Here is a 23,882-nt window from a genome sequence, read left to right on the forward strand (position 1 = left end):
TCCGGCTCAGGCCGAGGCCATCGCCTCGAAGCCGCGCGCCAGGTCCGCCATGAGGTCCTGCGGCGATTCCAGGCCGATGTGCAGCCGCACCACCGCGCCACGCCGGCTCCAGTCCGTCACGCTGCGCGCGGCGCGCATGTTGGTCCAGGCGACGAGGCTCTCGTAGCCGCCCCAGGACGAGCCGCGTCCGAAGAGGCCGAGGGCGTCGACGAAGCGCTCCACGGCCGGGTTCGCGGTGCCGGGCTTCAGCTCGATGGAGATCAGTCCGTTCGTGCCGCTGCAGTCGCGCTTCCAGATCTCGTGGCCCGGATGCTGCGGCAGCGCTGGGCAGAACACGGTCTCGACCTCTGGGCGCTGCTGGAGCCATCGCGCCACTTCCAGCGCATGCCTCTCGTGCACCTGCAGCCGCGCCGACAGCGTGCGCATGCCGCGCAGCACCAGCCATGCGTCGTCGGGGCTCACGGTCATGCCGAAGGCGTCGCAGCGCTCGTTGAGCGGGCGCCACGCGGCCTCGGTGGTGGCGACGGTGCCCATCATCACATCGGAGTGGCCCGAGAGGTACTTGGTCGCGGCCATCGTCGAGATGTCGGCGCCCAGCGCGAGCGGGCGGTACTGGACGCCCGAGCCCCAGGTGTTGTCGGCCGCGAGCAGGGCGCCGCGCGCGTGCGCCAGCTCGGCAAGCCTGGGCAGGTCGCACATCTCGTAGACCAGCGAGCCGGGGCATTCGGCATACACGAGGCGCGTGTTCGGCTCGAACAGTTCCTCGATGCCGCTGCCGTCCGCCGCGAAGAAGCTGCTGCGGATGCCGTAGGGCTCTAGGAAGGAATGCACGAGGTTGCGCGTGGGCTCGTACACGCTGTCGGACATCAGCACGTGGTCGCCCGGCTTCAGGTACGACAGCAGCACCATGCCGATGGCCGCGAGGCCGGTCGGGAAGAGCCGCGTGCGCCAGGCGCCCTCGAGCTCGCTCACCGCGTCCTCCAGGGCGAAGGTGGTGGGCGTGCCGCGCGCGCCGTAGCTGAAGACGCGCTCCTCGTCGCGGCGCGTGCGTGCGTCGCGCATGGCGCCCACGCTGTCGAAGAGCACGGTGCTGGCGCGCACCAGCGGCGTGTTGACGGGAACGCCGCCGGCATGGGACGGGGCCTTGCCGGTGCGGGTGAGCCGGGTGTCCAGCGTCAGGCCGGATGAAGCGTGGTGCGAGTCGGGCATCGTGTTCTGGCGGGGAAGGGAAAGCAGGGGCCGCTATGTTGCTTCAATCAGTCGGCGCGCGCACCCGAAAGCTTGACGATGCGCGACCAGCGCTCGATGTCCTGCTTCAGCTGCGCCGCGAAGGCCTCGGGCGTGCTCGCCACCACCTCGCTGCCGCCGTCGGTGACCAGCTTGCTCACTTCGGGAAGGCGCAGCGTGCGCACGATGGCTTCGTTGAGGAAGGCCACGCGCTCGGGCGGGGTGCCGGCCGGCGCGAAGAAGCCGTACCAGTCCTCGAAGCGCGCGCCGTTGTAGCCCAGCTCTTCCAGCGTGGGCACCTTCGCGAACACGCCGATGCGCCGCGGGCTGGTCACGGCCAGCACGCGCAGCTTGCCGTTCTGCACGAAGCCGGCCACCGAGGCGGTGGATGTGACCATCAGGTCGACCTGCCCGCCGATCAGGTCGGTCAGCGCCGGGCCGGCACCCTTGTAGGGCACGTGCGTCATCTCCACGCCGTTGTCCTTGGCGAGCACCACGCCCACCAGGTGCGAGAGCGTGCCGTTGCCCGGCGTCGCGTAGGTCACCTTGCCGGGGCTGGCCTTGGCCTTGGCGGCGAGGTCGGCGAAGCTCTTGATGGGCGAGTTGGCCTCCACCACCAGCGCGAGCGGCGCGGCGTTGATCTGCGTGATGGGCACGAAGTTCTTGACCGGGTCGAAGCCCGGCGAGCCATACAGCGTGGGGTTCACCGCCATGATCGACACCTGCGAGGTGAGCACGGTGTAGCCGTCGGGCTTGGCGTCGGCCACCGCCTTGGCGCCGATGTTGCCGCCCGCCCCGCCGCGGTTGTCGACCAGCGCGGCCTGTCCCATGATCTCCGGCAGCTTGGTGGTGACCAGGCGCGCCGTCGCGTCGTTGCCGCCGCCCGGCGGGAAGGGCGAGATGAACTTCACCGGCTGCGACGGAAAGCCGTTGCGCGGCGCCATCGGGTCGGCGGTGGCTGGCTGCAGCGCGAGCGCCGAGAGCCAGGCGGCTGCGACGGCAAGTCGGGCGATGTGGGCGATGTGCGGGATGCGGCTGGCGAACGGCATGACGGAACTCCTGGGGCTGGGAACTGACAAGGACGAACGAAAGGCGGGGCGGAAGAAGGACGGCTCAGGCGTGGGGCGCTGGCAGCCGGAAGGCGGCGCGCTCCTGCGCGTCGAGTTGGGCGACGAGGCCGGTCTCCCAGGCGAGGTAGCGCCGTGCGGCCTCCTTGTTGCCGTCGTGCCGGTCGTGCACGAAGAACAGGTAGTCGATGCAGTCCGCATCGGCTGGCAGTTCGGGCGTGGCTTCCACCGGCAGGCCGGCGGCGCTCCAGGCGGCCAGGCCGCCGGCAAGCAGCAGCGGGGCGGGCGAGATGCCCGCGAGTTCGGAGGCGGCGGCCCAGGCGGCGAGCGCGGCTTCGTCGGCCACCAGCACGATCTGGCGCGTCTCGCCTTGCAGGTCGGCGGCGAGGCGAGGCCGGATCGACCAGCGCGCCTGCGCGATGTGGCCGGCGCGAAACTGCATGCTGCCGCGCAGGTCGACCACCGCCACGTCGTTGCGCTCGATGCGCGCGGCGAGCGTCTTCGCATCGATGGCGCCGAGCGCGGGTGCGGCAGGCGCTTCTGCCGGCGCAAGGGCGAGCCCGCTCTCCAGCCCGCCTTCGAGCACGCTTGCGTCGTGCCCCATCTGCCGCAGCCAGCTCGCGACGGTGGGTGCGCGCACGCCGTCGCTGTCGAACAGCACCAGCCGCGTACCGCGCACGCCGAAATACTGGTCGCCGGCCTGCATCAGCTGGCCGCCCGGCGTGTGCTGCGCGCCGGGCAGGGTGCCGGCCGCGAATTCCTCCGGCGTGCGCACGTCGCAGAGGAACAGGCTTCGGCTCGCGTCGTCGGCCCACTGGCGCACGGTCTGCGCGTTCACGGTGGGCACGTCGAAGCGCGCGGCCAGCGCCTTCGCGGCGGGGCGCAGGTCGGTGTTGCCGCTGTCGTCGGCATAGCGCTGTGTGCCGCCGTGCTCCAGCGTGTGGTCGTTGAGGTACCAGCCCTGCGTGCCGTTCTCCAGCGCATACACCGGGTTGGGCAGGCCGAGGTTGATGAGCGTCTGCGCGCCGATGATGCTGCGCGTGCGGCCCGCGCAGTTGATGACGATGGGCGTGGTGGTGTCGGGCACCAGCCGGCGCACGCGGAAGGCCAGCTCGCCGTTGGGGCAGCAGGTGGCGCCGGGGATGTTCATCTTGCGGAACTCGCTGGCGGGGCGGCCGTCGAGCACCACCACCTTGTCCTTGCGCGCCAGCATGCCGGCCAGCTGGTCGGCGCTGACGCGGGGCGTGTGATAGGCCTCCTCGGCCAGCTCGCCGAAGGTCTTCGAAGGCAGGTTCACGCCCGCGAAGAGCACGTACCCCGCAGCCTTCCATGCGCGGGCGCCGCCCTGCAGCACGTGCACGTGGGTGTAGCCCAGCGCGGCGAGCCGTGCCGCGGCGCGCTCGGCGACCTCGCTGCCGTCGCCTTCGTCGTAGACCACCGTGCGCACGCCGCGGCGCGGCACGAGGCGCGGCGCGTCGATCTCCAGCCGGCTGAAGGGCAGGGGAATGCCGTAGAACAGGTGGGCCTCGCCGTACTGGCCGTGCTCGCGCACGTCGAGCAGCGCGATCTCGCCGCCGTCGTGCAGCCAGGATTTGAGGGTCTTCGGGTCGATGAAGAGAGTCATGAGAGCGGGTCGTTGGGACGAACGAATTCCTGCGAGGCCGCCAGTGCGGCCCGCACGAAGAACGGGAACGGGTGAAAGGAAGAGCGGCTAGCGGCGCGTCTGCACGCCGATGCCCATGGTCTGGTACGTGCCCGCTTCCAGGTCGTAGGCGGTGCGGCTGTTCAGCGTCTCCAGCGCCCGGCCGTACATGTGCAGGTGGCGGATGACCTGTTCGCCCTGGATCTCCACCGAGTGGATGTCCTCCGGCATCAGCGCGATGCCCTTGCCCGGCGCGACGACGACCAGCTCCGTCTGCTTCAGCCTGCCCACGCCCGGCACGCTGCCGTCGTCGGTGCGCTCGTACACGCGGTTGTGCTCGGTGCCTTCCACCGCAGCGATGCAGGCCCAGGTCGTGTGGTTGTGCGGAACGATCTTCTTGCCCGGGCGCATCACGTTCAGGTAGAGGGCGTAGCTCTGGTCCGGGTCTTCGGCGATCAGGTAGCGGGCCTGGTGCTCGCCGGCCTCGGGCGGCGGGAAGTCGGCGGCGCCCCAGTACTCGGTGCGCGCGGCCAGGCCCTGCAGCGCATCGAGCACCACGCCGAGCTTCTCGCGGGTGGGCTCGCCGCCGCCGATGGCCTTCTTCATGGTGGCGATGGACGCCTCGACGGCCTGGCTGCGTTGCTCGGACGGGGTGCTGCTCATTCGGTCTTTCTCCAGTGGGGTTGCCTGTTCGATGTGCGTCCACTGTAGTGACGCAGGCATGACGCAACAATCCAGCTCGCGCAGGAAACACTTCAATAAAATTAATACATGCCCACGCTCGATCTCGAACTGCTGCGCTCCTTCGCGGCCGTCGTCAGCCATCACAGCTTCGCGGCGGCGGCAGTGCACCTGGGGCGCACGCAGTCGGCGATCACGCAGCAGATGCAGCGGCTCGAAGAGCAGATCGGCCACCCGCTCTTCGCCAAGCAGGGCCGGCAGAAGCGGCTGACGGAGCACGGCGAGAGGCTGCTGACCTACGCGCACCACATGCTGGCGCTGAACGACGAGGCGCTGCGCAGCCTGCGGCAGGGCCAGCTCGAAGGCAACCTGCGCATCGGCGCGCCGCACGACGTGGCCGAGACCATGCTGCCGCTGCTGCTGGCAGAGGTGGCGCGCACCTCGCCGCTGCTGCAGCTCGACATCCACATCGGCCGCAGCCCCTACCTGATGACCTCGCTCAAGAGCGGCGAGGTCGACATGATCATCTCCAACCGCGCCGACGCGCAGTCGCAGTTCGAAGGCGTGGTGCTGCGCAACTCGCCCACCGTGTGGCTGTGCGCGGCGAGCTACGTGCACGATCCGACGAAGCCGGTGCCGCTCATCATGGCCGACGGACCCAGCATCTTCCGCCGCATCGGCCACGAGGCGCTCGACACGGCCGGGGTGGCCTGGACGCCGCGCTACACCTCGTCGAGCCTGATCGGCATCAAGGCCGCGCTGCGCGCGGGGCTGGGCGTGACGGCGCGCGGCGTGGAGCAGCTCGATGCAGGCCTGCGCGTGCTGGGCGCGGGCGACGGCATGCCGAGACTGCCCGACCTGGCCTACTACCTCTACGTGCGTAGCCACGTGGTGAATCCGGTCACGCGGCAGGTGTTCGAGACGCTCAAGAAGCAGCTGCGGCTGCCGCGCACGGACATGCCGGCCTAGGGCCTGGACGCCGCGCCCGACATCTCGGGCATCGCATTCGCCGCGGACATCGCGTGAGTGCCGCGCCCGCCCTGCTTGGCCCGGTACATGGCCTTGTCGGCAGCTGCGAGCAGGTCGCGCGGCGTCTCGCTGCCGTCGCCCAGGGCGATGCCGATCGACACGCCGATCGCCGTGCGTGACCGGTCCAGCGGCAGCGGCTCGGCGATCGCGTCGATGCACCGCTGCGCCAGCACCTGCGCGCCCTCGTTGGCGGGCTCGTTGAGGCCGGTGGCCAGCAGCACGAACTCGTCGCCGCCGATGCGCGCCACCGTGTCCGTCTGCCGCACCAGCGCCTGCAGCCGGCGCGCGATCTCCTGCAGGGCCTTGTCGCCGGCCTCGTGGCCGAAGGTGTCGTTGAGGCCCTTGAATCCGTCGAGGTCGAGGTACAGCACCGCCACCTTGTGCCCCTGCCGGCCGGCGTGGGCCAGCGCCTGCTGCAGCCGGTCGTCGAGCAGCTTGCGGTTGGGCAGGCCGGTGAGCGTGTCGTGATGGGCGATGCGCTGCAGCGCCTCCTGGTTGTCGAGCAGCTTGGCCAGCAGGCGGTTGAAGGCCTGGGTGAGATGGCCGATCTCGTCGTCGCGCACCACCTTCAGCGGTGCGAGCGGGAGTTCGCCACGGGTCATGCGGTCGGCTTCGTCGGCGGCGCGGAACAGCGGCCGCAGCAGCCAGGCCATGACCAAGCCGAGCACGATGAGCACCGCCGACACCGCAGGCCCGCGCTGCTGCAGGATGAAGGACTGCATCCGCCCCACCGGCGCCAGCGCCTCCGCGACGGGCAGCCGCGCCACCACGAACCAGCCGCTCGTCGGCACCGAGGCGATGGCCGAGATCTCGTCGATGCCCTTGGCGTTGCGCGTGGTTCCGCTGCCGCGATAGCCCGCCATGGCGCGGTCGTGCAGCAGGTTCACGCCTTCGCGCGGCGTCGGCGTGAGTGACATCGAGACATCCGTGGAGGCGACGAAGAGCCGGTCGCGCGGCGAGATCACGAGAATGCCGCCGCTCTGGCCCACGCGGCCGTCCTGCAGGTGGTCGAGCAGGCCGTCGGCCGTGAGGTCGGCCGTGCCCAGCAGCACCGCGGCCACCTGGCCCGCGCTGTTGCGCACGGGCACAGCCATGGGCAGCGCAGAGTGCCCGGAGGGCGTCGCATGAGGGCGGCCGATCGCGCGCTTGCCGGCGAGCGCGGCGGCGAATTCCGGACCGTCCGCGGCCGGCTGAGCGGCGTCGTCGAGCCGCTTGCCGCCGGTGTCGGCCACGCTCAGGCCCAGGGGGAAGAGGCCGCCGAGCGCGCCCCGCTCGGCGAGCCAGGCCCGCAGCTGGCCGGGCTGCGCGAGGAGCCCGGCAGGCATGGCGCCCGCCAGCCGTTCGAGGAAAGCCAGCCGCTCGTCCAGGTAGTTGTCGACGTCGCGGGCCACGTAGGCGGCCAGTGCCGTCTGCTGCGCGGCCACCGACTGCGTGAGGTCCTCGCGCAGGAACCGGCTGAGCTGGATGTAGCTGGCGGCGGTTCCGACGAACGCCATCGCCAGACCCATGACGAGCAGACGGAAAACCAGGCTTGTTGCGGATTTTCTGAGGGTCACTCTGGCGTCGGGTCTGGAGGCGGTAGGTGCGGGACTTTATCCGATGCCTTCCCAAGGCCCTTCTTCGGGCCTTCGCCCGCCGCCCGGCTTCAGCCCGCGACCCCGAAGAAATGCTGCCGGTAGCGCGGCGAAACCTCGTCCACCCGCAGCATCAGCGGCAGGTCGGCCGTGTTGAAGGCCAGGTCCATCGCGGGCGGCCCGAGCAGCCGCGCGCCGCAGCGCAGGTAGCCCTTGATGAGCGGCGGCGCGGCCGGCGGCGGGGTGTCGCTGTCTGCGTCGCTGTCAGCCTCGGCATCCAGCGGCAGCGCGATGCGCGGCTCCACGCGCCAGCGCTCTTCCACCAGGTGCGTGCGGCACAGCCGCTGCCACAGCCGCGCGGCGGTCGCGCCGTGGTCGTCCAGGCCGATGCTCGCGCAGCCGATCATGGTGTCGAGCGCGTGGTCGACCATGTACTGGCCCAGCGCGGTCCACAGCGCCATGATGACGCTGCCCGATCGCCAGTCGGCGTCCACGCAGGAGCGGCCCAGTTCCAGCGCATTGCCGCGCAGCGGGGCGATCGGGGAGAGGTCGAACTCGGTGTCGGTGTAGAAGCCGCCCGCGCGGCGCGCCGCGCCCGGCGTGAGCACGCGGTAGGTGCCGATGAGCGGGCCGGGTCCGTTCACCGGATCGACCGCGCGCACCAGCAGGTGGTCGCAGTAGCCGTCGAAGCGGTCCACGTCCAGGCCGGGCGGCGTGCCCGCCGGGGGCGTGAGGTGCGCGCCCATCTCCAGCGCGAACACGCGAAAGCGCAGTCGCTGGGCGTCGCGCACGTCGTCTTCGCAATCGGCCCAGCGGGTCTCCAGCGCGGGCATGGCACCGGAAGAGGTGCCGGAAGACGCACCGCGAGCGGCGAACGAACGGTCGGTCAGGGCTTGCGAGGAGGAGATGTCCATGTGCGTGGAGCCACTCAGTTGGAAGGTGGATAGCGGCTGACCAGGCGGTTCTGCCGCCGGTTGAGCCGCGCGAGTTCGAGCAGGCCGATGGGCCGCACGCCGGCCTTGCGCTGCGCCGCGCCGATGGCGAACAGCAGCCGCTGCTTGGCGAAGACCATGCGCAGGCCCTGGACCAGGCCGATGTCCGGGTCCCATGCCTCGATCGCTTCGGAGCCCGCGCCGTTGACTTCCATGATCGTGAAGCCGCGCCCGGCGGCGAGTTCGCGCAGGCTCTCGTAGCGCACGTCGAAGCGCCCGAAGCGGAAGTCGGGCATGTCGCGCGCGACGGCGTCGATGGCGCGCACCAGCTCCGGCGTGACGAGCGATGCGCCATTGCGGTAGAGACCGCCCACGCGCGTGGAGCCGATGGTGGCCAGCTGCACCTGCTGGCCGGCCGCCGGCACGCTGTCGGGCGGCACGCTGCATCGGTGGCGCGGCGAGCGCGCGATGCGGCGCGCCCGCACGTCGGCCGCCACGAGCTCGGCCACGGTGCTGCGGCCGTCGCCCGTCACGCGCGGAAAGTAGCGCAGCGCCAGGCCGACGACGCGGCCTTCGTCGGTGGCGGGATCGCGTGCGTAGAAGATGCCCGCCTCGCCTTCCTGCGGCAGGTAGCGCTGCAGCACGACCGTCTCGCCTGGCGGAAAGACGGCGAGGTAGTCACGCAGCGCCGCCATGTCGGCCAGCAGCCGCACGCCGTAGCCGCACAGGCCGAGGTCGGGCTTGGCGACCAGCGGAAAGGCAAGGCCCTCCGCGGCGATGGCCTGCTGCAGCGATGCCTCGGTCGCCCTGCCGTCGTTGAACACCGCGCAGTGGTCGGCCGTGACCGAGCGCGCCAGCGGCCCCATGCCCCGGAAATATTCGAGCTTGCCTTCGCCCGCCATGCCGCCCGAGGTGATGTGCGGGTTGGCTGCGCAGGGCACGGTGGCGCCGCCGTGGCGCAGCGACAGCCACAGCCACTGCACCACCAGCGGCACGCAGATGAGCCACTTGGGCATGCGCTCCAGCAGGCTGCATTCGCGCACCACGGCCAGCCGCGAAGCGTCGGCACCGCCGAGCTCCAGTTCCGCCGCCATCACACGGCCTCCGGCCTGCGCGTGGCGACGAGGCCCACGGCGGCGATGCGGTCGATGTGCGCGTACACCGGCCGTTCGAGCTCTTCGCCGAACACGTCGGGGTCGATCTCGGCATACGACCATTCGAAGCCCGGCCCCGCCAGCAGCGGGCGCATCTCGGCGAGGAAGGGGTCTTCGCCGTCGACCATCGCCACGCCGGTGTAGAGCAGCAGCCGCCCGCCCGGCGCGAGCCGCCTGAGCGACTCCGCCGCGATGCGCACGCTCAGCGCCCGCCCGAGCCGCGCGCCGCCATGGCGGTAGGCGCGCTGCGCGGCGTCGTCGAGGTAGGGCGGGTTCGACACGATCAGGTCGAAGTCGCCCTCGACGGCGGAGAGCGCATCGCCCTGTGCGAGCGTGACCTCGACGCCCGCCACCTGCGCATTGACGGCCGTGTACTGCAATGCGAGCGGGTTGATGTCGTTCATCACGAGCGTCGCGGGCGTGTCGGCGGCGGCCAGCGCACGCGCCACCGCGATGCCGCCCGCGCCGCTGCCGCAGCCCACGTCGAGCACGCGCAGGGGCGTGGACTGGGCCGCATGCCGATCCAATGCGTGCCGGATGAAGCGCGCGAAGCGGCTGGTGTCGGGGCCGAAGAACACGGCCTTCTCCTCGACCGTGGGGTAGGCCGAGTGCAGGAACAGGTCGTCCCCGAGGCTGGCGATGCGCACCGTGCTGCGCAGCAGCGATCCGGTGCGCTGAACGACGCCCGCATGCTTCATCGCGGCCAGCAGCTGCGGCGGCACCGCGCGCGGCTCGAAGGGGAGGTTCCAGCCGAAGATGTCGCGCAGCGTGGTGCCCGGCTCGCGCCCGCGCCGCGCGAGCACGCGCTGGTGGGTGAGCGGCGTCACGGTGGTGAAGCGATAGCCCGTGGCCGCCACCTCGCGCAGCACGCCGGCCGCGTCCATCATGCGGCCAGCTCCTCGGCCTCGCGCAGTTCGGCGGTGTAGCGCTCGAAGCATCGCTCCCCGCAGTACAGCCGCATCAGCGCGCCTTCGGCGATGAACTGCCCGCAGGCCGGATCGGCCTCGACCAGCGGCCGGATCACCTCGCGCAGCCATGCGCGCGAGTGCGACACGTCGAGCGCCGCATGCAGGTCGAAGTAGGCGCGCGCGCGGCCGCTCAGGCCCAGGCGGCGCATGCCGGCGGCCACCTGCTTCACGCGCCCCGGGGCAGTGAGCTCGATGACGCCGAGCGCGCCGATCGAGTGATAGGCATAGCGCCGCGTGGTCGCCAGCGCGACCATGGTGTTGGCGAGGGCGAGCGACTCCCACACGGTGGTGTCGGTGGCCGGATGCAGGTCGAGCTCGCGCACCATCTGCTCCAGCATCTGGCCGTGCATGGCGCTCTGCTTGCCGTGGCCCATCTCGTCCCAGAAATTGCGCGCGCATTCCAGCTTGGGCTGCGGCGGCAGCTTGACCTGGGTGCAGGCCAGCAGGTCCTCGAAGCCCGCCTCGCCCGCGGCCTCCTGCGTGAGGAACCAGCGCATCTGCGGCAGGGTCGCCTCGCTGGCGAGCCAGTCGAAGAGCCGATGGTGCTGGCCGGGCCCGGTCTGCTCCAGCGACTCGAACCACGTGACGAAGTGGGCCGCGTTGCCCGTGGAAGCCGACGCCGCCGCCTGCACCGTGGTGCGCAGCGCTTCGACGAACTCGCCTTCCAGCAGCCGGCAGGCGTGCTCTTCGGCGAGCTCGTCCTTCCACCAGGGCGAAGGGATGCCCGGCCTCAGCCGCGCGGCGTTGAACCTCGCCAGGCGGCGGTGCAGCTGTGCGCCGGCACGTGTGCTGGTGTCTGCGCTGGCGTCCGGGGTGTCGTCAGTGGACATGGCCGATCCTCGTCATCCGCTGGGCAAAGGGGCAGAGTGCGCCTTTGCGCGGCGGCTGTCCGTCAGACGGGGCCTACAGATTCCACCCTGGTGCAGGGTGCGCGCAGGGAAACGGCTTCAGGTCGACCAGATGCGCGGCGTGGCCGCCGGCAGCCGCCAGAGCTCCGCGCGCCACGCCTGCCATACCTGGCGCAGCAGCTGCATCGCGGGCTCGACCACGGGCGCCAGCACGCGCAGCACCACCACTTCGGCATGTGGACTGGTGGCGCCGGCGCTCTCGGCCAGGGGGCTGGCCTCCAGCAGCGAGCGTGCATGCGCGAGCAGCGCGTCGCGCCGGGCGCGTGCCACCGGCGAGCCCGCGACGAAGAACAGCGACGCCATGCAGCGGTGGCCGCCCAGGCCGATGGGGCTCTGCAGCAGCCGGTGGTCGGCCGCGTCGATGCGTCCGCGTTCCAGCCAGACGCCGGGCACCTCGATGTGCTGCAGGTAGGTGCCGCGCTCGAAAGGCTGGCCGGCGTTGGGCAGGCCCAGCGCGGTCACGTCCCAGCCGATCAGCTCGGCGCCGGGCTCTACCTCGATGCTGAGCCGGTTCTCCGCCCGGCAGCCGCTGTAGCAGATGGCCTCGAGCGGCAGCCATTCGAGCCGCGCGCCGGCCGCGAGGCGGATGCGCGTGCGCTGCAGCGCGAGGTCGCCTTCGGAGCGGTAGAAGCGCGATGCGCCGGGCGTGGTGATGAGGCCGTGGCTGCCATCGGCCCCTTCGATCTCGATGTCGAGCGTGTCGCCGCCCACCAGCCCGCCCGGCGGATGCACCAGCACGTTGTGGCAGACCGCATCGCCCTCTGGATACAGGCTCTGCAGGATGCGCAGCGGCCCGTCATGGCGGAAGCGGGCGACGGTGCGTTCGGATTCGTGCTGATAGGAGAGATGGAGACGGGCGTGCCAGGACATCCGGCGAGTCTAGTCGGGGTGTTTTCGTGGAACACCGCGGAACCAGCTCTGCCGGCCCGCAGGTGTTGCCCCCGGAAGGGGGTGGCGAAGCGACACGAAGTGCGCGCAGCCTGGGGGCGAGCCTATTTCCAGGCGCCATCGTGCGCGGCGCTGGCCTCGTCGATGAGCGCCGGCCCGATGCATTCGATCGGATGCGGCGATGCGCGGAACACGTCGCGGCACGACAGCTCGGCGTCGCGCTGGTCCTGCCGCTCTCCGCGGAACACGCGCAGCCGCTCGGCGTCGATGCCGAACACCACGCGGCCGATGTTCGACCAGAAGATCGCGCCCGCGCACATCACGCAGGGCTCGCCCGACGCATAGAGCGTGGCGCCCGCCAGCTCCTCGCGCGAGAGCCCGCGCCCGGCCAGCGCGCGCAGCGCGTTGACCTCGGCATGGGCGGTGCAGTCGCCGGTCTCGGCATTGCTGTTGGCGGCCTCGGAGAGCACTTCGCCGGCGGCCGAGACGATGACGCAGCCGAAGGGGCGGTTGCCCCTGCGCCGTGCCGCGTGCGACCACACGATGGCCTTGCGCAGGTAGCGCCCGTCGCGCTCGTCGAGCGCGGTCTCCGGCGGATAGGAGGTGCTGTTGTTGTCGATTTGGTCGTTCATGCCTTGGAGGACTTGGGAAGAGTGCGTTCGCTGCGCGATGGAAGCATGGAGGTGTTGAAGATGGCGTCGGACGCAGGCTTGACCTTCAGGCCGAAGACATCGGCCACCTCGTCGACTTGCTGCTCCAGCGTGAGCTTCCTGATGTCGCCGAGGCCATGGCCCTGCGTGTCCGCCGCGCCCACGTACTGAGCGGTGATGCCCCAGCGCTCGATCTCGATTTTCTCATCGAGGATGGGCTCGCGCTGCCGCATGGCCGCGATGCTCGGCGCCGGGTTGGCGAAGGTCTCGACGATGGCGCGGTTGCTCGCGCGCAGGAAGGCGGCCACCACCTTCGGGTTCTGCGCGATGAGGTTGCTACCCGCGAGAATGGCGTTGCCGTACAGGTTCACGCCCGCGTCGGCGTACTTGAGCACCGACAGCTCCTCGGGCTTCATGCGCGCGAAGAGCGAGACGGCCGAGTCGTGGAAGTAGGTGGCGGCATCGACGTCGCCGCGCACCATGACGTTGTCGCGCGCGCTGAAGTCGGTGGTCTGCCACTGGAAGGCGTCGGGGCGCATGCCCTGCTTGCGCGCCACCAGCGGCCAGGCGCGGCGCGTCGATTCGACGGCCGCGGCCGCGACTTTCTTGCCCGCGAGGCTCTTGAAGTCTCCGGTCACGCCGCGGTCCTTGCGGCCGATGATCGCGAACGGTGCGCGGTTGTAGTACTGGTAGACCGCCTGCACCACCGGCGTGCCGGGGTTCTGCGCGTTGAACTCGATCAGCGAGCTGATGTCGCCCAGCCCCAGCTGGTAGACGCCGCTCGCGATGCGCGTGATCGAGGCCACCGAGCCGGCGCCGGTGTCGATGGTCACGTCCAGGCCTTCGTCCCTGTAGTAGCCCTTGGCCAGCGCGAGGAAGAAGGGAGCGGTCTGCCCGTTGATGCGGAAGTCGAGCGTGAACTTGAGCGGGGTGAGCTTGCCGCCCTGCGCGAGCACGGCGGGGGCGGCGATGGCTGCAATGGTTGCGGTAGTGGCCGCAAGGAAGGATCGACGTTGCATGTGGGGCCTCGGAAGCTTCGTGTCTTGGATCCGTTCGCACTGACCCCGAGGAAGATCTCCGGGAAGAGGGCGGCGGGCGTCTCAAGAGCAATTTCCGGGCGGGCGCACAGTCGTGGTGCGTGCGCTGCTGAACGCTTCTACTCTTGCGCCCGGTGATGCACGAGGCATGCCAAGGGCTTTGGTCGGGCATTGGCGATGGGGCTTGGTGCGGCGGGCCCGAGGCGCCACAATCCGGGCGCGCAACTTGCAAGGCAGTCTGCGCAGAGTAGAAGCGTTCAGCCGCGCGGTGCCCCACGCATCCCGGCGGGAAATTGCTCTTTCACGTTCGTCCCCCACGACCACAGAAGGAGTCCGCGCATGCTCGTCACCCGTCAACCCGTCTTCCGCAAGTTCTGGCATGCCGTCATGCCGCTCACCGAACTGGCCAACGGCCCGAAGCCCTTCAGGCTGCTCGGCGAAGACATCGTCCTCTTCATCGATGCCGACGGCCAGCCCGCCGCCCTGCGCGACCGCTGCTGCCACCGCACCGCGAAGCTCTCCAAGGGCTGGTGCGTGGACAGCGAAGGCCAGGCCTGCGGCACCGGCGCGATCCAGTGCGGCTACCACGGCTGGACTTACGACCGCAGCGGCCAGGTCATCCGCATCCCGCAGTACGAAGCCGACCGCAAGATCTCGCCCGAGTACCGCACCACGGCCTACCGCTGCGCAGCCCGCTACGGCTATGCGTGGGTGGCTCTTGAAGAGCCCATCGCCGACATCCCCTCGATTCCGGAGTTCGACGACCCGGGCTACCGCACCATCTTCCAGTTCTACGAAGAGTGGCAGACCAGCCCGATGCGTGCGCTGGAGAACTCCTTCGACAACTCGCACTTCAGCTTCGTGCACCGCGCCACCTTCGGCGTGGCCGCGAGCCCGAAGCCGAGCAAGTACGAACTGGTGGAGAACGACACGGGCTTCTACGCCGAGACGATCATCGAGGCGACCAACCCGGTGAAGTTCCACGCGATCAGCGGCGTGACCGACCCGATCACCACGCGCCACATGCGCAACGCCTACTTCCTGCCGTTCTCGCGCCGACTCGACATCGAGTACCCGAGCGGCGTGCGCCACATCATCATCAACTGCTTCACGCCCATCGACGACGGCCGCATGCAGCTGTGCCAATGGCTCTTCCGCAACGACACCGAGGCCGACTGCACCGCCCAGATGCTGATCGACTTCGACGAAGCCGTGACGCGCGAGGACAAGGACATCCTCGAATCGACCGACCCCGACGCGCTGGTCGACACCCGCCGGCGCGGCGTGGAGTATTCGATGGAGTCGGACCGGCCGGGGATGCTGATCCGCAAGCACCTGATGCAGCTGCTTGCGAAGCACGGGGAGGCGGAGGTCTATCGCGGGATGGACGAGAACGCCGTGATTCCCATCGCGAAGGCTGCCTGAAGGCTGCTTGAGTCCGGGGGGCGGACTTCGCGCAGGTCCGCCCGCTCCCCGCCCTCGTTCTCAGGCGGCGGCGGTAGCAGGGCGCGGCGTTCCGGCGCGCGAGGAGCCTGCTTCGTAGCGGTCCATCGCCAGGCCGTCGGTGCGGATCTCGGGGCGCTGGCCCATCACCATGTCGGAGATGAGCTTGCCCGAGCCGCAGGCCATGGTCCAGCCCAGGGTGCCGTGGCCGGTGTTCAGGTAGAGGTTGGGGTAGCGCGTGCCGCCGACGATGGGGGTGCTGTCGGGCGTCATCGGGCGCAGGCCTGTCCAGAAGGTGGCACGGGGCACGTCGCCGCCGGGGAAGAGGTCGGTGACCACCTTCTCGAGCGTGGCGCGGCGCGCCGGGTTCAGGCGCAGGTCGAAGCCGCCGAGCTCGGCCATGCCGCCCACGCGGATGCGGTTGTCGAAGCGGGTGACGGCCACCTTGTAGGTCTCGTCGAGCACGGTCGATTGCGGCGCGAGCGATTCGTCGACGAGCGGCACCGTCAGCGAGTAGCCCTTGACCGGGTACACCGGGATGTCCAGGCCCAGCGAGGCGATGGCGGCGCGCGAGTAGCTGCCGAAGGCCATCACGTAGCGGTCGGCCGTGAGGATCTTGCCGGAGGTGGTGCGCACGCCGGTGATGCGGCCGCCGTCGGTCTCGAGCGCGGCGATGGTCTGGCCGAAGCGGAAGTCGACGCCCATGCCACGTGCGATCTCGGCGAGGTCGCGGGTAAAGAGGTGGCAGTCGCCCGTTTCGTCGTTGGGCAGGCGCAGGCCGCCGGTGAGGCGGTCGCGCGCGCCGGCCAGCGCGGGCTCGATGCGGGCGAGGCCGTCGCGGTCGAGCAGTTCATAAGGGACGCCGCATTCCTCGAGAACGGCGATGTCGCGTTCCACCGCGTCCAGCTGGGCCTGCGTACGGAAGAGCTGCAGCGTGCCGCCGGTGCGCTGCTCGTACTGCAGGCCGGTGTCGGCGCGCAGCTGTTGCAGGCAGCCGCGGCTGTATTCGGCCACACGCATCATGCGCTCCTTGTTCACCGCATAGGCCTCGGGCGAGCAGTTGCGCAGCATGGCGGCCATCCAGCGCAGCTGGAACAGCGTGCCGTCGGGGCGGATCGACAGCGGCGCGTGCTTCTTGAACATCCACTTGATCGCCTTCAGCGGGATGCCCGGTGCGGCCCAGGGCGTGGAGTAGCCGGGCGACACCTGGCCGGCGTTGCCGAAGCTGGTTTCCTCGGCGGGGCCCGCCTGCCGGTCGAGCAGGGTGACCTCGGCGCCCGAACGGGCGAGATAGTAGGCCGTGGTGGTGCCGATCACGCCGCCGCCGAGAACGATGACTTTCATGGTGTATTCGCCGATTCAAATGGAATGAATGGAATCTAAGGTCCTCAAGGCAGTGGATTCCACTGATTTATTCGATTCGGCAGTGGAATACACTGCCAAAAACCTTCCCATGCCGCCGCCGGAGTGAAATGCCCGAACTCGACCGCATAGACCGCAAGATCCTCGACGTCCTGCAGCGCCAGGGCCGCATGTCCATGACCGAACTGGCCGAGCACATCGGCCTGTCGGCCTCGCCGTGCGCCGAGCGCGTCAAGCGCATGGAGCGCGACGGCGTCATCACCGGCTACCACGCCCACGTCTCGCCCGAGGCGCTGGGCCGCACGCTGCTGGTGTTCGTGGAAATCAAGCTCTCGGCCAAGTCGGGCGACGTGTTCGACAAGGTCCGCAAGGAGCTGCTGCACATGCCCGAGGTGCTCGAATGCCATCTGGTGTCGGGCAGCTTCGACTACCTCGTGAAGGCGCGGCTGAGCGGCATGAGCGAATACCGGCACCTGCTGGGCGACATCCTCAAGAAGCTGCCGGTGGCGGCAGAGTCGCACAGCTACGTGGTGATGGAGGAAATCAAGGAAACGCTGATGCTGGCCGTGGACCGCTGAACCGATGAGCACCAACAACGACGTTCCCGACGTCACGATCCGGCCGTGGCGCCTCGAAGACTTCGACGCGGTGAAGGCCATCCTCGACGACACCTTCGCCGGCACCTGGCTGCCGCAGCTCACGCCGGATGCCGCAAAGGCCTACCGGGAGAGCGGCGCCCCCGTCGGCTACATCGACGAGAAGGGCCCGGACTTCTTCGTGGCCGAGATCGACGGCGAGGTGGTCGGCATGGTGCACTGGGAGCACGACTTCGTGCACGCCCTGCACGTACCGGCCAGACACCAGCGCAAGGGCATCGCGAGGGCGCTGATGGCCTTCGCGGAAGACGGCATGCGCGCCGATGGCGTGCAGCTCGCGCGGCTCGAGACCGACACCTTCAACATGCAGAGCCAGGGCTTCTACCTCGCGCTCGGCTACCGCGAGGCCGGCCGCTACCCCGACCTCGAATGGCACAGCGGCTTCACCACCATCCTTTACGTGAAGACGCTTTCTCCCCTCACCGCAACCACCTCCGCGAGGAAACACGCATGAGCATCACGATCCGCCGCGACGGCATCACCGGCACCCGCCACATCCTGAAGATCCGCAACCACGAGATCCCGGTCGATGCCTCGCCCGCCGGCGGCGGCAGCGACGCCGGTCCCGAGCCGCACGACCTGTACGACGCGTCGCTCGCAGCCTGCAAGGCGCTCACCGTGCTGATCTACGCGCGCCGCAAGGGCATCCCGGTGGAAGACATCGAGGTGGTGGTCGACCGTGACGACAGCGAGGAGCGCAAGGGCGTCTACCGCCTCAAGTCGGGCCTGCGCGTGAGCGGCAACCTGAGCGAGGCGCAGCGCGACGAACTTCTTCGCGTGGCCGGCAAGTGCCCGGTGCACAAGCTCATGACCGAGGTGAAGACCGAGATCGAGACCGGCTGGGCGGAGTGAGCCGGCTTCGGCCGGCCCATTACTTTGCGGACCCTGTCCGCGTGCGCGCGGCCTCCACGCGCTTCGCATGGCGGTCGCCCCAGTCGGCCAGCGGCGCGAGCGACGCACTGAGCGTGGCGCCCAGCTTCGTTTCCGAGTACTCCACGCGCGGCGGCACCTCGTGGAACACCTCGCGGTGGACGATGCCGTCGGTCTCCATCTCGCGCAGCTGCTGGATCAGCATCTTCTCGCTGATGTCGGGCAGCGCCCGCTTCAGCTCGCCGAAGCGCAGCGGCTGCACGTGCAGCTCCCAAAGGATGACGGCTTTCCACTTGCCGCCGATCACGTCGAAGGCGGCGCAGATGCCGCTTCCGTTGGTCTTCTTCGATTTCATCTCGATTCGCTGGTGAATGCTTTTGTTCGGGCAGGCGGGTGGCCGCGCGCCCGCCATCGATCACGGCTCAGGCCCATGTCATGAACTGGATGGCGCGAAGCACCTCGGCTTCGCGTTCCATGAGGAAGTCGCCGTGGCTGGCGTGGTCCAGGGTCAGGCGGTTCGGCGTGTCGAGCGCCGCCACGAGCTGGTTCGAATTCGTGATGGCCACGCGGCGGAAGATGCGCAGGTAGTCGGCAGCGTCTTTCTGTGTCTTCGCGTCGAGCGGCAGCTCCAGCCACGGGAACATGTCGCGGTTGTCGGCGGGCAGGGCGGTCACGACCAGCGATGGCGCGCGCACGGCCTTGTAGTCGGGTGAGAACGAATGTGCGGCTGTATCCACGGCGGTCTCCACTTCATCGGGGGTATTGAGGCGCACGCTCCCGTCGGTGCGTATGTCGATGGCGTCGCGCAGGTTCGCTTCCAGCGCAGGCCACCAGTTCTTCGAGTTGCGCCGGAAGAAGGCGATGGCGGCCTGCAGGGACCGGCCGTCGTCCGGCGTCGGCCTGGGTTCCTGGAGCAGGCGGTTGTCCGGCACGGTCTCGCCTTCGCTGTCGCCTTCGACGGTGTAGTCGAAGGTGGTGTCCAGGTAGACGAGGCCCTGCGTCCGTTCCGGATGCAGTCCCGCGAATCTGGTGAGCTCGTTGCCCGCGATCGAATGACCGGCCAGCACCGCGCGCTGCACTCCCAGCGCATCGAGCACCGCCTTCAGGTCCGCGACCAGCGTGTCGACCTCGTAGTACTGCGTGGCGGTCTTCACTGGCAGTGGCTTGTCCGAAAGCCCGTAGCCGCGCCGGCTGATGGCGACCACGCGTGATCTCGCCGCCAGTGCGGGCGCGAGGCTGTCGAAGTAGCGTGCATTGCCGCCCAGCCCGGCCAGCAGCACGATGACGGGACCGGTGCTCCCGGGCGGCTGCCAGTCGCGCACCTGCAGCGAGACCTCGGGCGAGGCAGAGACCTTGACCCGGCGATCGATGACGATGGGCGGGCCGCCGCCGTTGCCCGCCCCACCGACTTCGCCGGCCCGGACGCCGCCACGGTTGCCGCCGCCGCAGGCCGCAAGGCCCGCGGCGCCGGTCAGTGCCATGGCATGGAGGACGTCGCGTCGGCGCAGGCCGTAGTGATTGGTTCGGGCAGTACGTGCGTCGAGCGAGGGCAGGCCATTCACCGGGTTGTTCCGTTTCCGTTTGCAGGGATGGCGCCAGTGTCCCGGCCGCACCTGAAGACCTGCTTCGGTGTTCATGAAGATTTCCTGAAGTGCGCCCTGCGCGCTTGGCAGATACTTCCGCCACATTCCGGGGACGGAGTGTTCAGTTCACGTGGAGGCTCATGAATCTCTTGCTTGTTGAGGACGACCTTGACCTCGGCAACGGCGTGCGCATCGCGCTGGCCAATCAAGGCATGGACGTGGTGTGGGTGCGCAGGCTCGAGGACGCGCTGCGCACGCTCGAAGGCGGCACCTTCGACATGGTGCTGCTCGATCTCGGCCTGCCCGACGGCGACGGGCTCGACCTGCTGTTCCGCCTGCGCCGCGACCGCCAGATGCTGCCGGTGCTGGTGCTCAGCGCGCGCGATGCGCTCAACGACAGGCTGCGCAGCCTGGACGACGGGGCCGACGACTACCTGGTGAAGCCCTTCGCGCTGGCCGAGCTGCTGTCGCGTGTGCGTGCGCTCGCGCGCCGCAGCTACGGCTTCAACGACGAGACCATCCGCATGCGCGGCCTGGCGCTGCACGAGCCCACGCGCGGCGTGATCGTCGACGGCGAGCCCGTCGAGCTCTCGCGCTGCGAGTTCGACCTGCTCGCGCTCCTGCTCAAGCGCACCGGCCGCGTGGTCACGCGCCGCGTGATGGAAGAGCAGGTGCTGCCCGGCGGGCAGGCCAACGGCAGCAACTCGCTCGAGGTGCACATCTCCAACCTGCGCAAGAAGATCGGCCAGGGCTACATCCGCACGGTGCGCGGCATCGGCTACGTGATCGACGTGCAATCGCTGGCGCGGAGCACGCAGAAATGATCGAGGCGCTGGCGCGGCGCTGGAAGAACTGGAAACAACCTTCCCTGATGCGGCGCCTGCTGCTTGCGCAGATGGGCGTGGTCGCGCTGCTGTGGACCATGGCCATCGCGCTGCTGCTGTACGACTCCTACGAAGACCCCGAGCTGCTGAAGTTCGACAAGATCTTCCAGACGGTGATGGCCATCGCGAAGAACACGGCCGATCGGCCCGACAAGCAGCAGGAGACCATCGCGGCCTTCGATGCCGCGCTGCTGGAGGCCATCGGCGACGGCGACGGGAGCTCCGACGGTTCGCCGGTCCTGCAGGTCTGGCAGGCCGACAGGCTGGTCTATCGCTCGACGGCCGGTACGCCCGTCATCCTCAATACCCAGCCGAATCGCATCGAAACCGTGAAGGCAGGAGGCCGCGAATGGCGCGCACGCACGCTGGCCTCGCCTGAAGGCGATATCCGCGTCATGCTGGCCGAGCCCAGCGTCTGGCGGCTCACCGTGACGGTGGTGTCCCGCGGCTACTACCTGCTGCCGCTGGTCATCAGCCTGCCGTTCCTGGTGTTTCCGGCCTGGCTTTCGGTGCGTCTCGCGCTGCGGCCATGGCGGCGGGTAAGCCAGGAGACCGCCGAGCGCGGGCCGGCCGACCTCACGCCGCTGTCGTACATGCCGCCGCACAAGGAGCTGCAGCCGCTGGTGCAGAGCATCAACAGCCTGCTGCAGCGCGTGCGCGACAGCACCTCGCGCGAGCGCAGCCTGATCGCCGATGCCGCGCACGAGCTGCGCACGCCGCTGGCCGCGATGCGGGTGAACGTGGAGGCGCTGAAGGAGCAGAGCACCGACGAGCGCCAGCGCGAGCTCATGGGCAACCTGCTGCGCAGCAACGACCGCGCGGCGCGGCTGGTCGGGCAGCTGCTGCAGCTGATGCGCAGCGACGCGGTGTCCGACAGCGCGCTGCCCATCATGCTGTCGCTCGACGGACTGGTGCAGGACCGGCTGGCCATGATCGAGAGCCTGGCCAGTGCCCGCGGGATCGAGCTGGAACTCGAGTGCGAGGACCGCGTGCCGGTGCTCGGCGAGCGCGAGAGCCTGGTCTCGATGATTGACAACCTCATCAACAACGCGATCAAGTACAGCCCGCCCGGCGGCACGGTGGCCGTGCACGTGTCGCGCGACGGCACGCACGCCGTGCTGACCGTGGCGGACCAGGGCCCCGGCGTGCCGGCGGCGCTGCGCGAGCGGGTGTTCGACCGCTTCTTCCGCAACCCCGACCAGAGCCAGAGCGGCAGCGGGCTGGGGCTGGCCATCGTCAAGTCCGTGGTCGACCGGCATGGCGGGGAGGTGAGGCTCGGCGCGACCGCGAGCGGCGGCCTGCTGGCCACCGTGCGCCTGCCGCTGGCCGTGGCCGATGTGCCGCAGCCGATGCTGTGCAGCTGAGGAAACCTCGTCGGGCGCACGGCCAAAGGGCGAAATGGCCTGGTCAGGTCCGGATCGGGGCTACGAATTACACTATCCGGCGCTGTTTACAGGACTCTTTCCCATGAAGTGGGTCATTCTTGCCATCTTCGCGCTCAGCGCGCTCTACGTTCATTTCCGCGGCCAGGTTCGGCACCGTTTCTTCAGGCAGCTCTCGGATCACTCGACCTTCCTGGCGCCGCTGAACGTCTTCATGTACCTCTTCTCGAAGGTACCGAGCACGCCCTACCTGTCGCCTGCCGAGTTCCCCGAGATGCGCGTGCTCGAGGAAAACTGGGAAGTGATCCGCGAGGAAGCCCTGGCCATGCGCAACGGCGGCAGCATCAAGGCCTCCAGCCAGTTCAACGACGTGGGCTTCAACTCCTTCTTCAAGAGCGGCTGGAAGCGCTTCTACCTGAAGTGGTACGACGATGCGCATCCCTCGGCCGCCGTGCTGTGCCCGCGCACCACCGAGCTGCTGAAGGGCATCGGCACCATCAAGGCCGCGATGTTCGCCGAGCTGCCGCCGGGCAGCCGCCTCGTGCGCCACCGCGACCCCTTCGCCGGTTCGCTGCGCTACCACCTGGGTCTGTGGACGCCGGGCGTCGAGGGCTGCTACATCGACGTGGACGGCCAGCGCTACCACTGGCGCGACGGCGAGGCCGTGGTGTTCGACGAGACCTACATCCACTACGCCGAGAACACGACCGACCACGACCGCGTGATCCTGTTCTGCGACATCGAGCGCCCGCTGAAGTACCGCTGGGCCAGCGCTGTGAACCGCTGGTTCGCGAAGAACCTGCTGGCCGCGGCCGCATCGCCCAACGATGCCGGCGACAAGACCGGTGGCATCAACCGCGCCTTCAAGTACATCTACCAGATCCGCGTGGTCGGCAAGCGCCTCAAGGCCTGGGACAAGCGGGTGTACTACCTCGTGAAGTGGGCCATCTTCGGCGGCCTGGCGCTCTGGATCTTCTGGTAGCCGCCCGAAGAGCGGCGCGCCACGCCGCTGCCTTCAGCGCAGGCGCCCGGCGCTGTCGCCGACCATCTCCGCCAGCGCGTCGGCCACGGCCCTGACGCGCGGCGAGCGCCTCACGTCGGGGTGCACCACGCTCCACACCTCTCGCATCACGGGCCGGCCTTCGCCGGGCACTTCGACGAGCGCGGCGTCGCCGCGCGCCATGAAGTCCGGCAGCATCGCGAGGCCCAGCCCTCCACGGCAGGCGTTGTGCAAGGCAGCCAGGTCGTTGCTGCGCAGCACGAAGGGGCGTGCGCCGGCGATGTCCGCAAGCAGCTGCTGGTGCGGCACGTTGCCAGGCGGATCGCTGTAGCCGAGAAACCGCCAGTCGTCTTGGTGGCGTGCGAGCCACGCCGGCGCGGCATAGAGGCGAAAGGCCAGTTCGCCGAGCTTGCGGGCAGCAAGGCCCGGCTCGGTGGGGCGCATGAAGCGGATGGCGATGTCCGCGTCGCGCCTTTGCAGGTTGGCGCTGCGCAGTTCGCCGACGATGTTCAGCTCGATACCGGGCCATCGATGTGCGTTCGCAGTCCACAGCGGCACGATGAAGTGGCTCGCGAAGGCCGGTGGCGCCGATACGCGGACCGTTCCCTGGCTCGCGGTGTTCGCGGCGGCGGCGCGCGCGAAGGCCAGCACCTCCTGCTCCATCCGTTCGGCGGGCACGAGCAGCGCCTCGCCTTCGGGTGTCAGCGTCCAGCTTCGCGGCAGGCGGTCGAAAAGACGCACGCCGATGTGCGACTCCAGCGCGCCCACCCGTCTTGCGACCGTCGAGTGCTCCACGCGCAGCTGCCGCGCCGCACCCGAGAGACTGCCCTCGCGCGCGACGGCTACGAAGAAGCGGACGTCGTCCCAGGAGAGGGAAGCGTGCCCGCCGGGGCAGGGAGCTGGCGATTCATGCACAACGGATGCGAATTTCTGGGGAATGGGCAG

24 protein-coding genes are annotated in these 23,882 nt (G+C 69.7%); 8 read left to right on the plus strand and 16 right to left on the minus strand.

Annotation, left to right across the window (positions count from 1 at the left end; all coding sequences use genetic code 11):
* Positions 1-6 precede the first annotated feature (6 nt).
* From metC to G369_RS0125895, 4 genes are all read right to left on the minus strand, one after another.
* Entirely contained in the window at positions 7-1,209 is a 1,203-nt protein-coding gene (gene metC, locus G369_RS0125880) for a cystathionine beta-lyase (protein ID WP_019656959.1), read from the minus strand.
* Positions 1,210-1,256: 47 nt separating this feature from the next.
* Positions 1,257-2,276 carry a Bug family tripartite tricarboxylate transporter substrate binding protein gene (locus G369_RS0125885; RefSeq protein WP_019656960.1) on the minus strand — a complete coding sequence of 340 codons (1,020 nt, stop codon included), beginning with the start codon at positions 2,274-2,276 and terminating at the stop codon, positions 1,257-1,259.
* A 64-nt stretch (positions 2,277-2,340) separates the two neighbouring features.
* Positions 2,341-3,918, minus strand: coding sequence for a rhodanese-like domain-containing protein (locus tag G369_RS0125890; protein WP_019656961.1), 1,578 nt, complete (start codon positions 3,916-3,918; stop codon positions 2,341-2,343).
* An 87-nt stretch (positions 3,919-4,005) separates the two neighbouring features.
* Positions 4,006-4,599 (minus strand): cysteine dioxygenase family protein, encoded by a 594-nt coding sequence (locus G369_RS0125895; protein ID WP_019656962.1) that lies wholly within the window; start codon positions 4,597-4,599, stop codon positions 4,006-4,008.
* A 108-nt stretch (positions 4,600-4,707) separates the two neighbouring features.
* Between G369_RS0125895 and G369_RS0125900 the strand changes: the two genes are divergently transcribed.
* A complete protein-coding gene (locus G369_RS0125900) occupies positions 4,708-5,586 on the plus strand; it encodes a LysR substrate-binding domain-containing protein (RefSeq protein WP_019656963.1) in 879 nt (292 codons plus the stop codon).
* On the opposite strand, the gene G369_RS0125905 is transcribed toward G369_RS0125900, so the two are convergent.
* The 8 genes from G369_RS0125905 to G369_RS0125940 form a co-directional block, all read right to left on the minus strand.
* Positions 5,583-7,142, minus strand: a complete 1,560-nt coding sequence (locus G369_RS0125905; protein ID WP_244164381.1) for a GGDEF domain-containing protein — start codon at positions 7,140-7,142, stop codon at positions 5,583-5,585. The genes G369_RS0125900 and G369_RS0125905 overlap by 4 nt on opposite strands.
* A gap of 149 nt (positions 7,143-7,291) precedes the next feature.
* Positions 7,292-8,134 carry a GNAT family N-acetyltransferase gene (locus G369_RS0125910; protein ID WP_019656965.1) on the minus strand — a complete coding sequence of 281 codons (843 nt, stop codon included), beginning with the start codon at positions 8,132-8,134 and terminating at the stop codon, positions 7,292-7,294.
* Positions 8,135-8,148: 14 nt separating this feature from the next.
* On the minus strand, positions 8,149-9,246 hold the full coding sequence (locus G369_RS0125915) for a hypothetical protein (protein ID WP_019656966.1): 1,098 nt from the start codon (positions 9,244-9,246) through the stop codon (positions 8,149-8,151).
* Complete coding sequence (locus G369_RS0125920) at positions 9,246-10,193, minus strand: methyltransferase (RefSeq protein ID WP_020723266.1); 948 nt, start codon at positions 10,191-10,193, stop codon at positions 9,246-9,248. The genes G369_RS0125915 and G369_RS0125920 overlap by 1 nt, the downstream gene beginning before the upstream one ends.
* The gene (locus G369_RS0125925) at positions 10,190-11,104 is read right to left on the minus strand and encodes an iron-containing redox enzyme family protein (protein WP_019656968.1); all 915 of its coding nucleotides are present in this window, start codon (positions 11,102-11,104) and stop codon (positions 10,190-10,192) included. The genes G369_RS0125920 and G369_RS0125925 overlap by 4 nt, the downstream gene beginning before the upstream one ends.
* A 117-nt stretch (positions 11,105-11,221) precedes the next feature.
* The gene (locus tag G369_RS0125930; RefSeq protein ID WP_019656969.1) at positions 11,222-12,052 is read right to left on the minus strand and encodes an urease accessory protein UreD; all 831 of its coding nucleotides are present in this window, start codon (positions 12,050-12,052) and stop codon (positions 11,222-11,224) included.
* Positions 12,053-12,174: 122 nt separating this feature from the next.
* Entirely contained in the window at positions 12,175-12,702 is a 528-nt protein-coding gene (locus G369_RS0125935; RefSeq protein WP_019656970.1) for a nucleoside deaminase, read from the minus strand.
* The gene (locus G369_RS0125940; protein ID WP_019656971.1) at positions 12,699-13,739 is read right to left on the minus strand and encodes an ABC transporter substrate-binding protein; all 1,041 of its coding nucleotides are present in this window, start codon (positions 13,737-13,739) and stop codon (positions 12,699-12,701) included. Before G369_RS0125940 ends, G369_RS0125935 begins: the two co-directional genes overlap by 4 nt.
* A gap of 357 nt (positions 13,740-14,096) precedes the next feature.
* Here G369_RS0125940 and G369_RS0125945 point away from each other — a divergent pair, with 357 nt between their 5' ends.
* Entirely contained in the window at positions 14,097-15,182 is a 1,086-nt protein-coding gene (locus G369_RS0125945; protein ID WP_019656972.1) for an aromatic ring-hydroxylating dioxygenase subunit alpha, read from the plus strand.
* A 60-nt stretch (positions 15,183-15,242) separates the two neighbouring features.
* Here G369_RS0125945 and G369_RS0125950 read toward each other — a convergent pair whose 3' ends face one another.
* Positions 15,243-16,544 (minus strand): D-amino acid dehydrogenase, encoded by a 1,302-nt coding sequence (locus G369_RS0125950; RefSeq protein WP_019656973.1) that lies wholly within the window; start codon positions 16,542-16,544, stop codon positions 15,243-15,245.
* A gap of 128 nt (positions 16,545-16,672) precedes the next feature.
* On the opposite strand from G369_RS0125950, the gene G369_RS0125955 reads away from it, so the two are divergent.
* From G369_RS0125955 to G369_RS0125965, 3 genes are read left to right on the plus strand one after another with little or no spacing between them, the layout of a single operon-like run.
* Complete coding sequence (locus tag G369_RS0125955) at positions 16,673-17,140, plus strand: Lrp/AsnC ligand binding domain-containing protein (protein WP_019656974.1); 468 nt, start codon at positions 16,673-16,675, stop codon at positions 17,138-17,140.
* Positions 17,141-17,144: 4 nt separating this feature from the next.
* A complete protein-coding gene (locus G369_RS0125960) occupies positions 17,145-17,672 on the plus strand; it encodes a GNAT family N-acetyltransferase (protein ID WP_019656975.1) in 528 nt (175 codons plus the stop codon).
* On the plus strand, positions 17,669-18,070 hold the full coding sequence (locus G369_RS0125965; RefSeq protein ID WP_019656976.1) for an OsmC family protein: 402 nt from the start codon (positions 17,669-17,671) through the stop codon (positions 18,068-18,070). The genes G369_RS0125960 and G369_RS0125965 overlap by 4 nt, the downstream gene beginning before the upstream one ends.
* A 19-nt stretch (positions 18,071-18,089) precedes the next feature.
* On the opposite strand, the gene G369_RS0125970 is transcribed toward G369_RS0125965, so the two are convergent.
* Both G369_RS0125970 and G369_RS37225 read right to left on the minus strand, forming a co-directional pair.
* Entirely contained in the window at positions 18,090-18,443 is a 354-nt protein-coding gene (locus G369_RS0125970) for a winged helix-turn-helix transcriptional regulator (protein ID WP_019656977.1), read from the minus strand.
* A gap of 67 nt (positions 18,444-18,510) precedes the next feature.
* Positions 18,511-19,650: an alpha/beta hydrolase gene (locus tag G369_RS37225; protein WP_019656978.1), complete on the minus strand. Its 1,140-nt coding sequence runs from the start codon at positions 19,648-19,650 to the stop codon at positions 18,511-18,513.
* Positions 19,651-19,811: 161 nt separating this feature from the next.
* Between G369_RS37225 and G369_RS0125980 the strand changes: the two genes are divergently transcribed.
* The 3 genes from G369_RS0125980 to lpxO all read left to right on the plus strand — a co-directional run bounded on the left by G369_RS0125980 (position 19,812) and on the right by lpxO (position 22,919).
* Positions 19,812-20,495 carry a response regulator gene (locus tag G369_RS0125980; RefSeq protein ID WP_019656979.1) on the plus strand — a complete coding sequence of 228 codons (684 nt, stop codon included), beginning with the start codon at positions 19,812-19,814 and terminating at the stop codon, positions 20,493-20,495.
* Positions 20,492-21,919, plus strand: a complete 1,428-nt coding sequence (locus G369_RS0125985) for a sensor histidine kinase (RefSeq protein WP_019656980.1) — start codon at positions 20,492-20,494, stop codon at positions 21,917-21,919. The genes G369_RS0125980 and G369_RS0125985 overlap by 4 nt, the downstream gene beginning before the upstream one ends.
* A gap of 103 nt (positions 21,920-22,022) precedes the next feature.
* Complete coding sequence (lpxO, locus tag G369_RS0125990) at positions 22,023-22,919, plus strand: lipid A hydroxylase LpxO (protein ID WP_019656981.1); 897 nt, start codon at positions 22,023-22,025, stop codon at positions 22,917-22,919.
* Positions 22,920-22,952: 33 nt separating this feature from the next.
* Here lpxO and G369_RS0125995 read toward each other — a convergent pair whose 3' ends face one another.
* Positions 22,953-23,852, minus strand: a complete 900-nt coding sequence (locus G369_RS0125995; RefSeq protein ID WP_051127648.1) for a LysR family transcriptional regulator — start codon at positions 23,850-23,852, stop codon at positions 22,953-22,955.
* Between the last annotated feature and the right edge of the window lie 30 nt (positions 23,853-23,882).

Origin of the sequence: Variovorax atrisoli 110B, from assembly GCF_000382045.1 — a bacterium.
Classification (GTDB): domain Bacteria; phylum Pseudomonadota; class Gammaproteobacteria; order Burkholderiales; family Burkholderiaceae_C; genus Variovorax; species Variovorax atrisoli.

Coding starts and splice junctions, on each gene's coding strand:
- metC (WP_019656959.1), bottom strand. CDS start 1,209: ATGCCCGACTCGCACCACGCTTCATCCGGCCTGACGCTGGACACCCGG.
- G369_RS0125885 (WP_019656960.1), bottom strand. CDS start 2,276: ATGCCGTTCGCCAGCCGCATCCCGCACATCGCCCACATCGCCCGACTT.
- G369_RS0125890 (WP_019656961.1), bottom strand. CDS start 3,918: ATGACTCTCTTCATCGACCCGAAGACCCTCAAATCCTGGCTGCACGAC.
- G369_RS0125895 (WP_019656962.1), bottom strand. CDS start 4,599: ATGAGCAGCACCCCGTCCGAGCAACGCAGCCAGGCCGTCGAGGCGTCC.
- G369_RS0125900 (WP_019656963.1), top strand. CDS start 4,708: ATGCCCACGCTCGATCTCGAACTGCTGCGCTCCTTCGCGGCCGTCGTC.
- G369_RS0125905 (WP_244164381.1), bottom strand. CDS start 7,142: ATGGCGTTCGTCGGAACCGCCGCCAGCTACATCCAGCTCAGCCGGTTC.
- G369_RS0125910 (WP_019656965.1), bottom strand. CDS start 8,134: ATGGACATCTCCTCCTCGCAAGCCCTGACCGACCGTTCGTTCGCCGCT.
- G369_RS0125915 (WP_019656966.1), bottom strand. CDS start 9,246: ATGGCGGCGGAACTGGAGCTCGGCGGTGCCGACGCTTCGCGGCTGGCC.
- G369_RS0125920 (WP_020723266.1), bottom strand. CDS start 10,193: ATGATGGACGCGGCCGGCGTGCTGCGCGAGGTGGCGGCCACGGGCTAT.
- G369_RS0125925 (WP_019656968.1), bottom strand. CDS start 11,104: ATGTCCACTGACGACACCCCGGACGCCAGCGCAGACACCAGCACACGT.
- G369_RS0125930 (WP_019656969.1), bottom strand. CDS start 12,052: ATGTCCTGGCACGCCCGTCTCCATCTCTCCTATCAGCACGAATCCGAA.
- G369_RS0125935 (WP_019656970.1), bottom strand. CDS start 12,702: ATGAACGACCAAATCGACAACAACAGCACCTCCTATCCGCCGGAGACC.
- G369_RS0125940 (WP_019656971.1), bottom strand. CDS start 13,739: ATGCAACGTCGATCCTTCCTTGCGGCCACTACCGCAACCATTGCAGCC.
- G369_RS0125945 (WP_019656972.1), top strand. CDS start 14,097: ATGCTCGTCACCCGTCAACCCGTCTTCCGCAAGTTCTGGCATGCCGTC.
- G369_RS0125950 (WP_019656973.1), bottom strand. CDS start 16,544: ATGAAAGTCATCGTTCTCGGCGGCGGCGTGATCGGCACCACCACGGCC.
- G369_RS0125955 (WP_019656974.1), top strand. CDS start 16,673: ATGCCCGAACTCGACCGCATAGACCGCAAGATCCTCGACGTCCTGCAG.
- G369_RS0125960 (WP_019656975.1), top strand. CDS start 17,145: ATGAGCACCAACAACGACGTTCCCGACGTCACGATCCGGCCGTGGCGC.
- G369_RS0125965 (WP_019656976.1), top strand. CDS start 17,669: ATGAGCATCACGATCCGCCGCGACGGCATCACCGGCACCCGCCACATC.
- G369_RS0125970 (WP_019656977.1), bottom strand. CDS start 18,443: ATGAAATCGAAGAAGACCAACGGAAGCGGCATCTGCGCCGCCTTCGAC.
- G369_RS0125980 (WP_019656979.1), top strand. CDS start 19,812: ATGAATCTCTTGCTTGTTGAGGACGACCTTGACCTCGGCAACGGCGTG.
- G369_RS0125985 (WP_019656980.1), top strand. CDS start 20,492: ATGATCGAGGCGCTGGCGCGGCGCTGGAAGAACTGGAAACAACCTTCC.
- lpxO (WP_019656981.1), top strand. CDS start 22,023: ATGAAGTGGGTCATTCTTGCCATCTTCGCGCTCAGCGCGCTCTACGTT.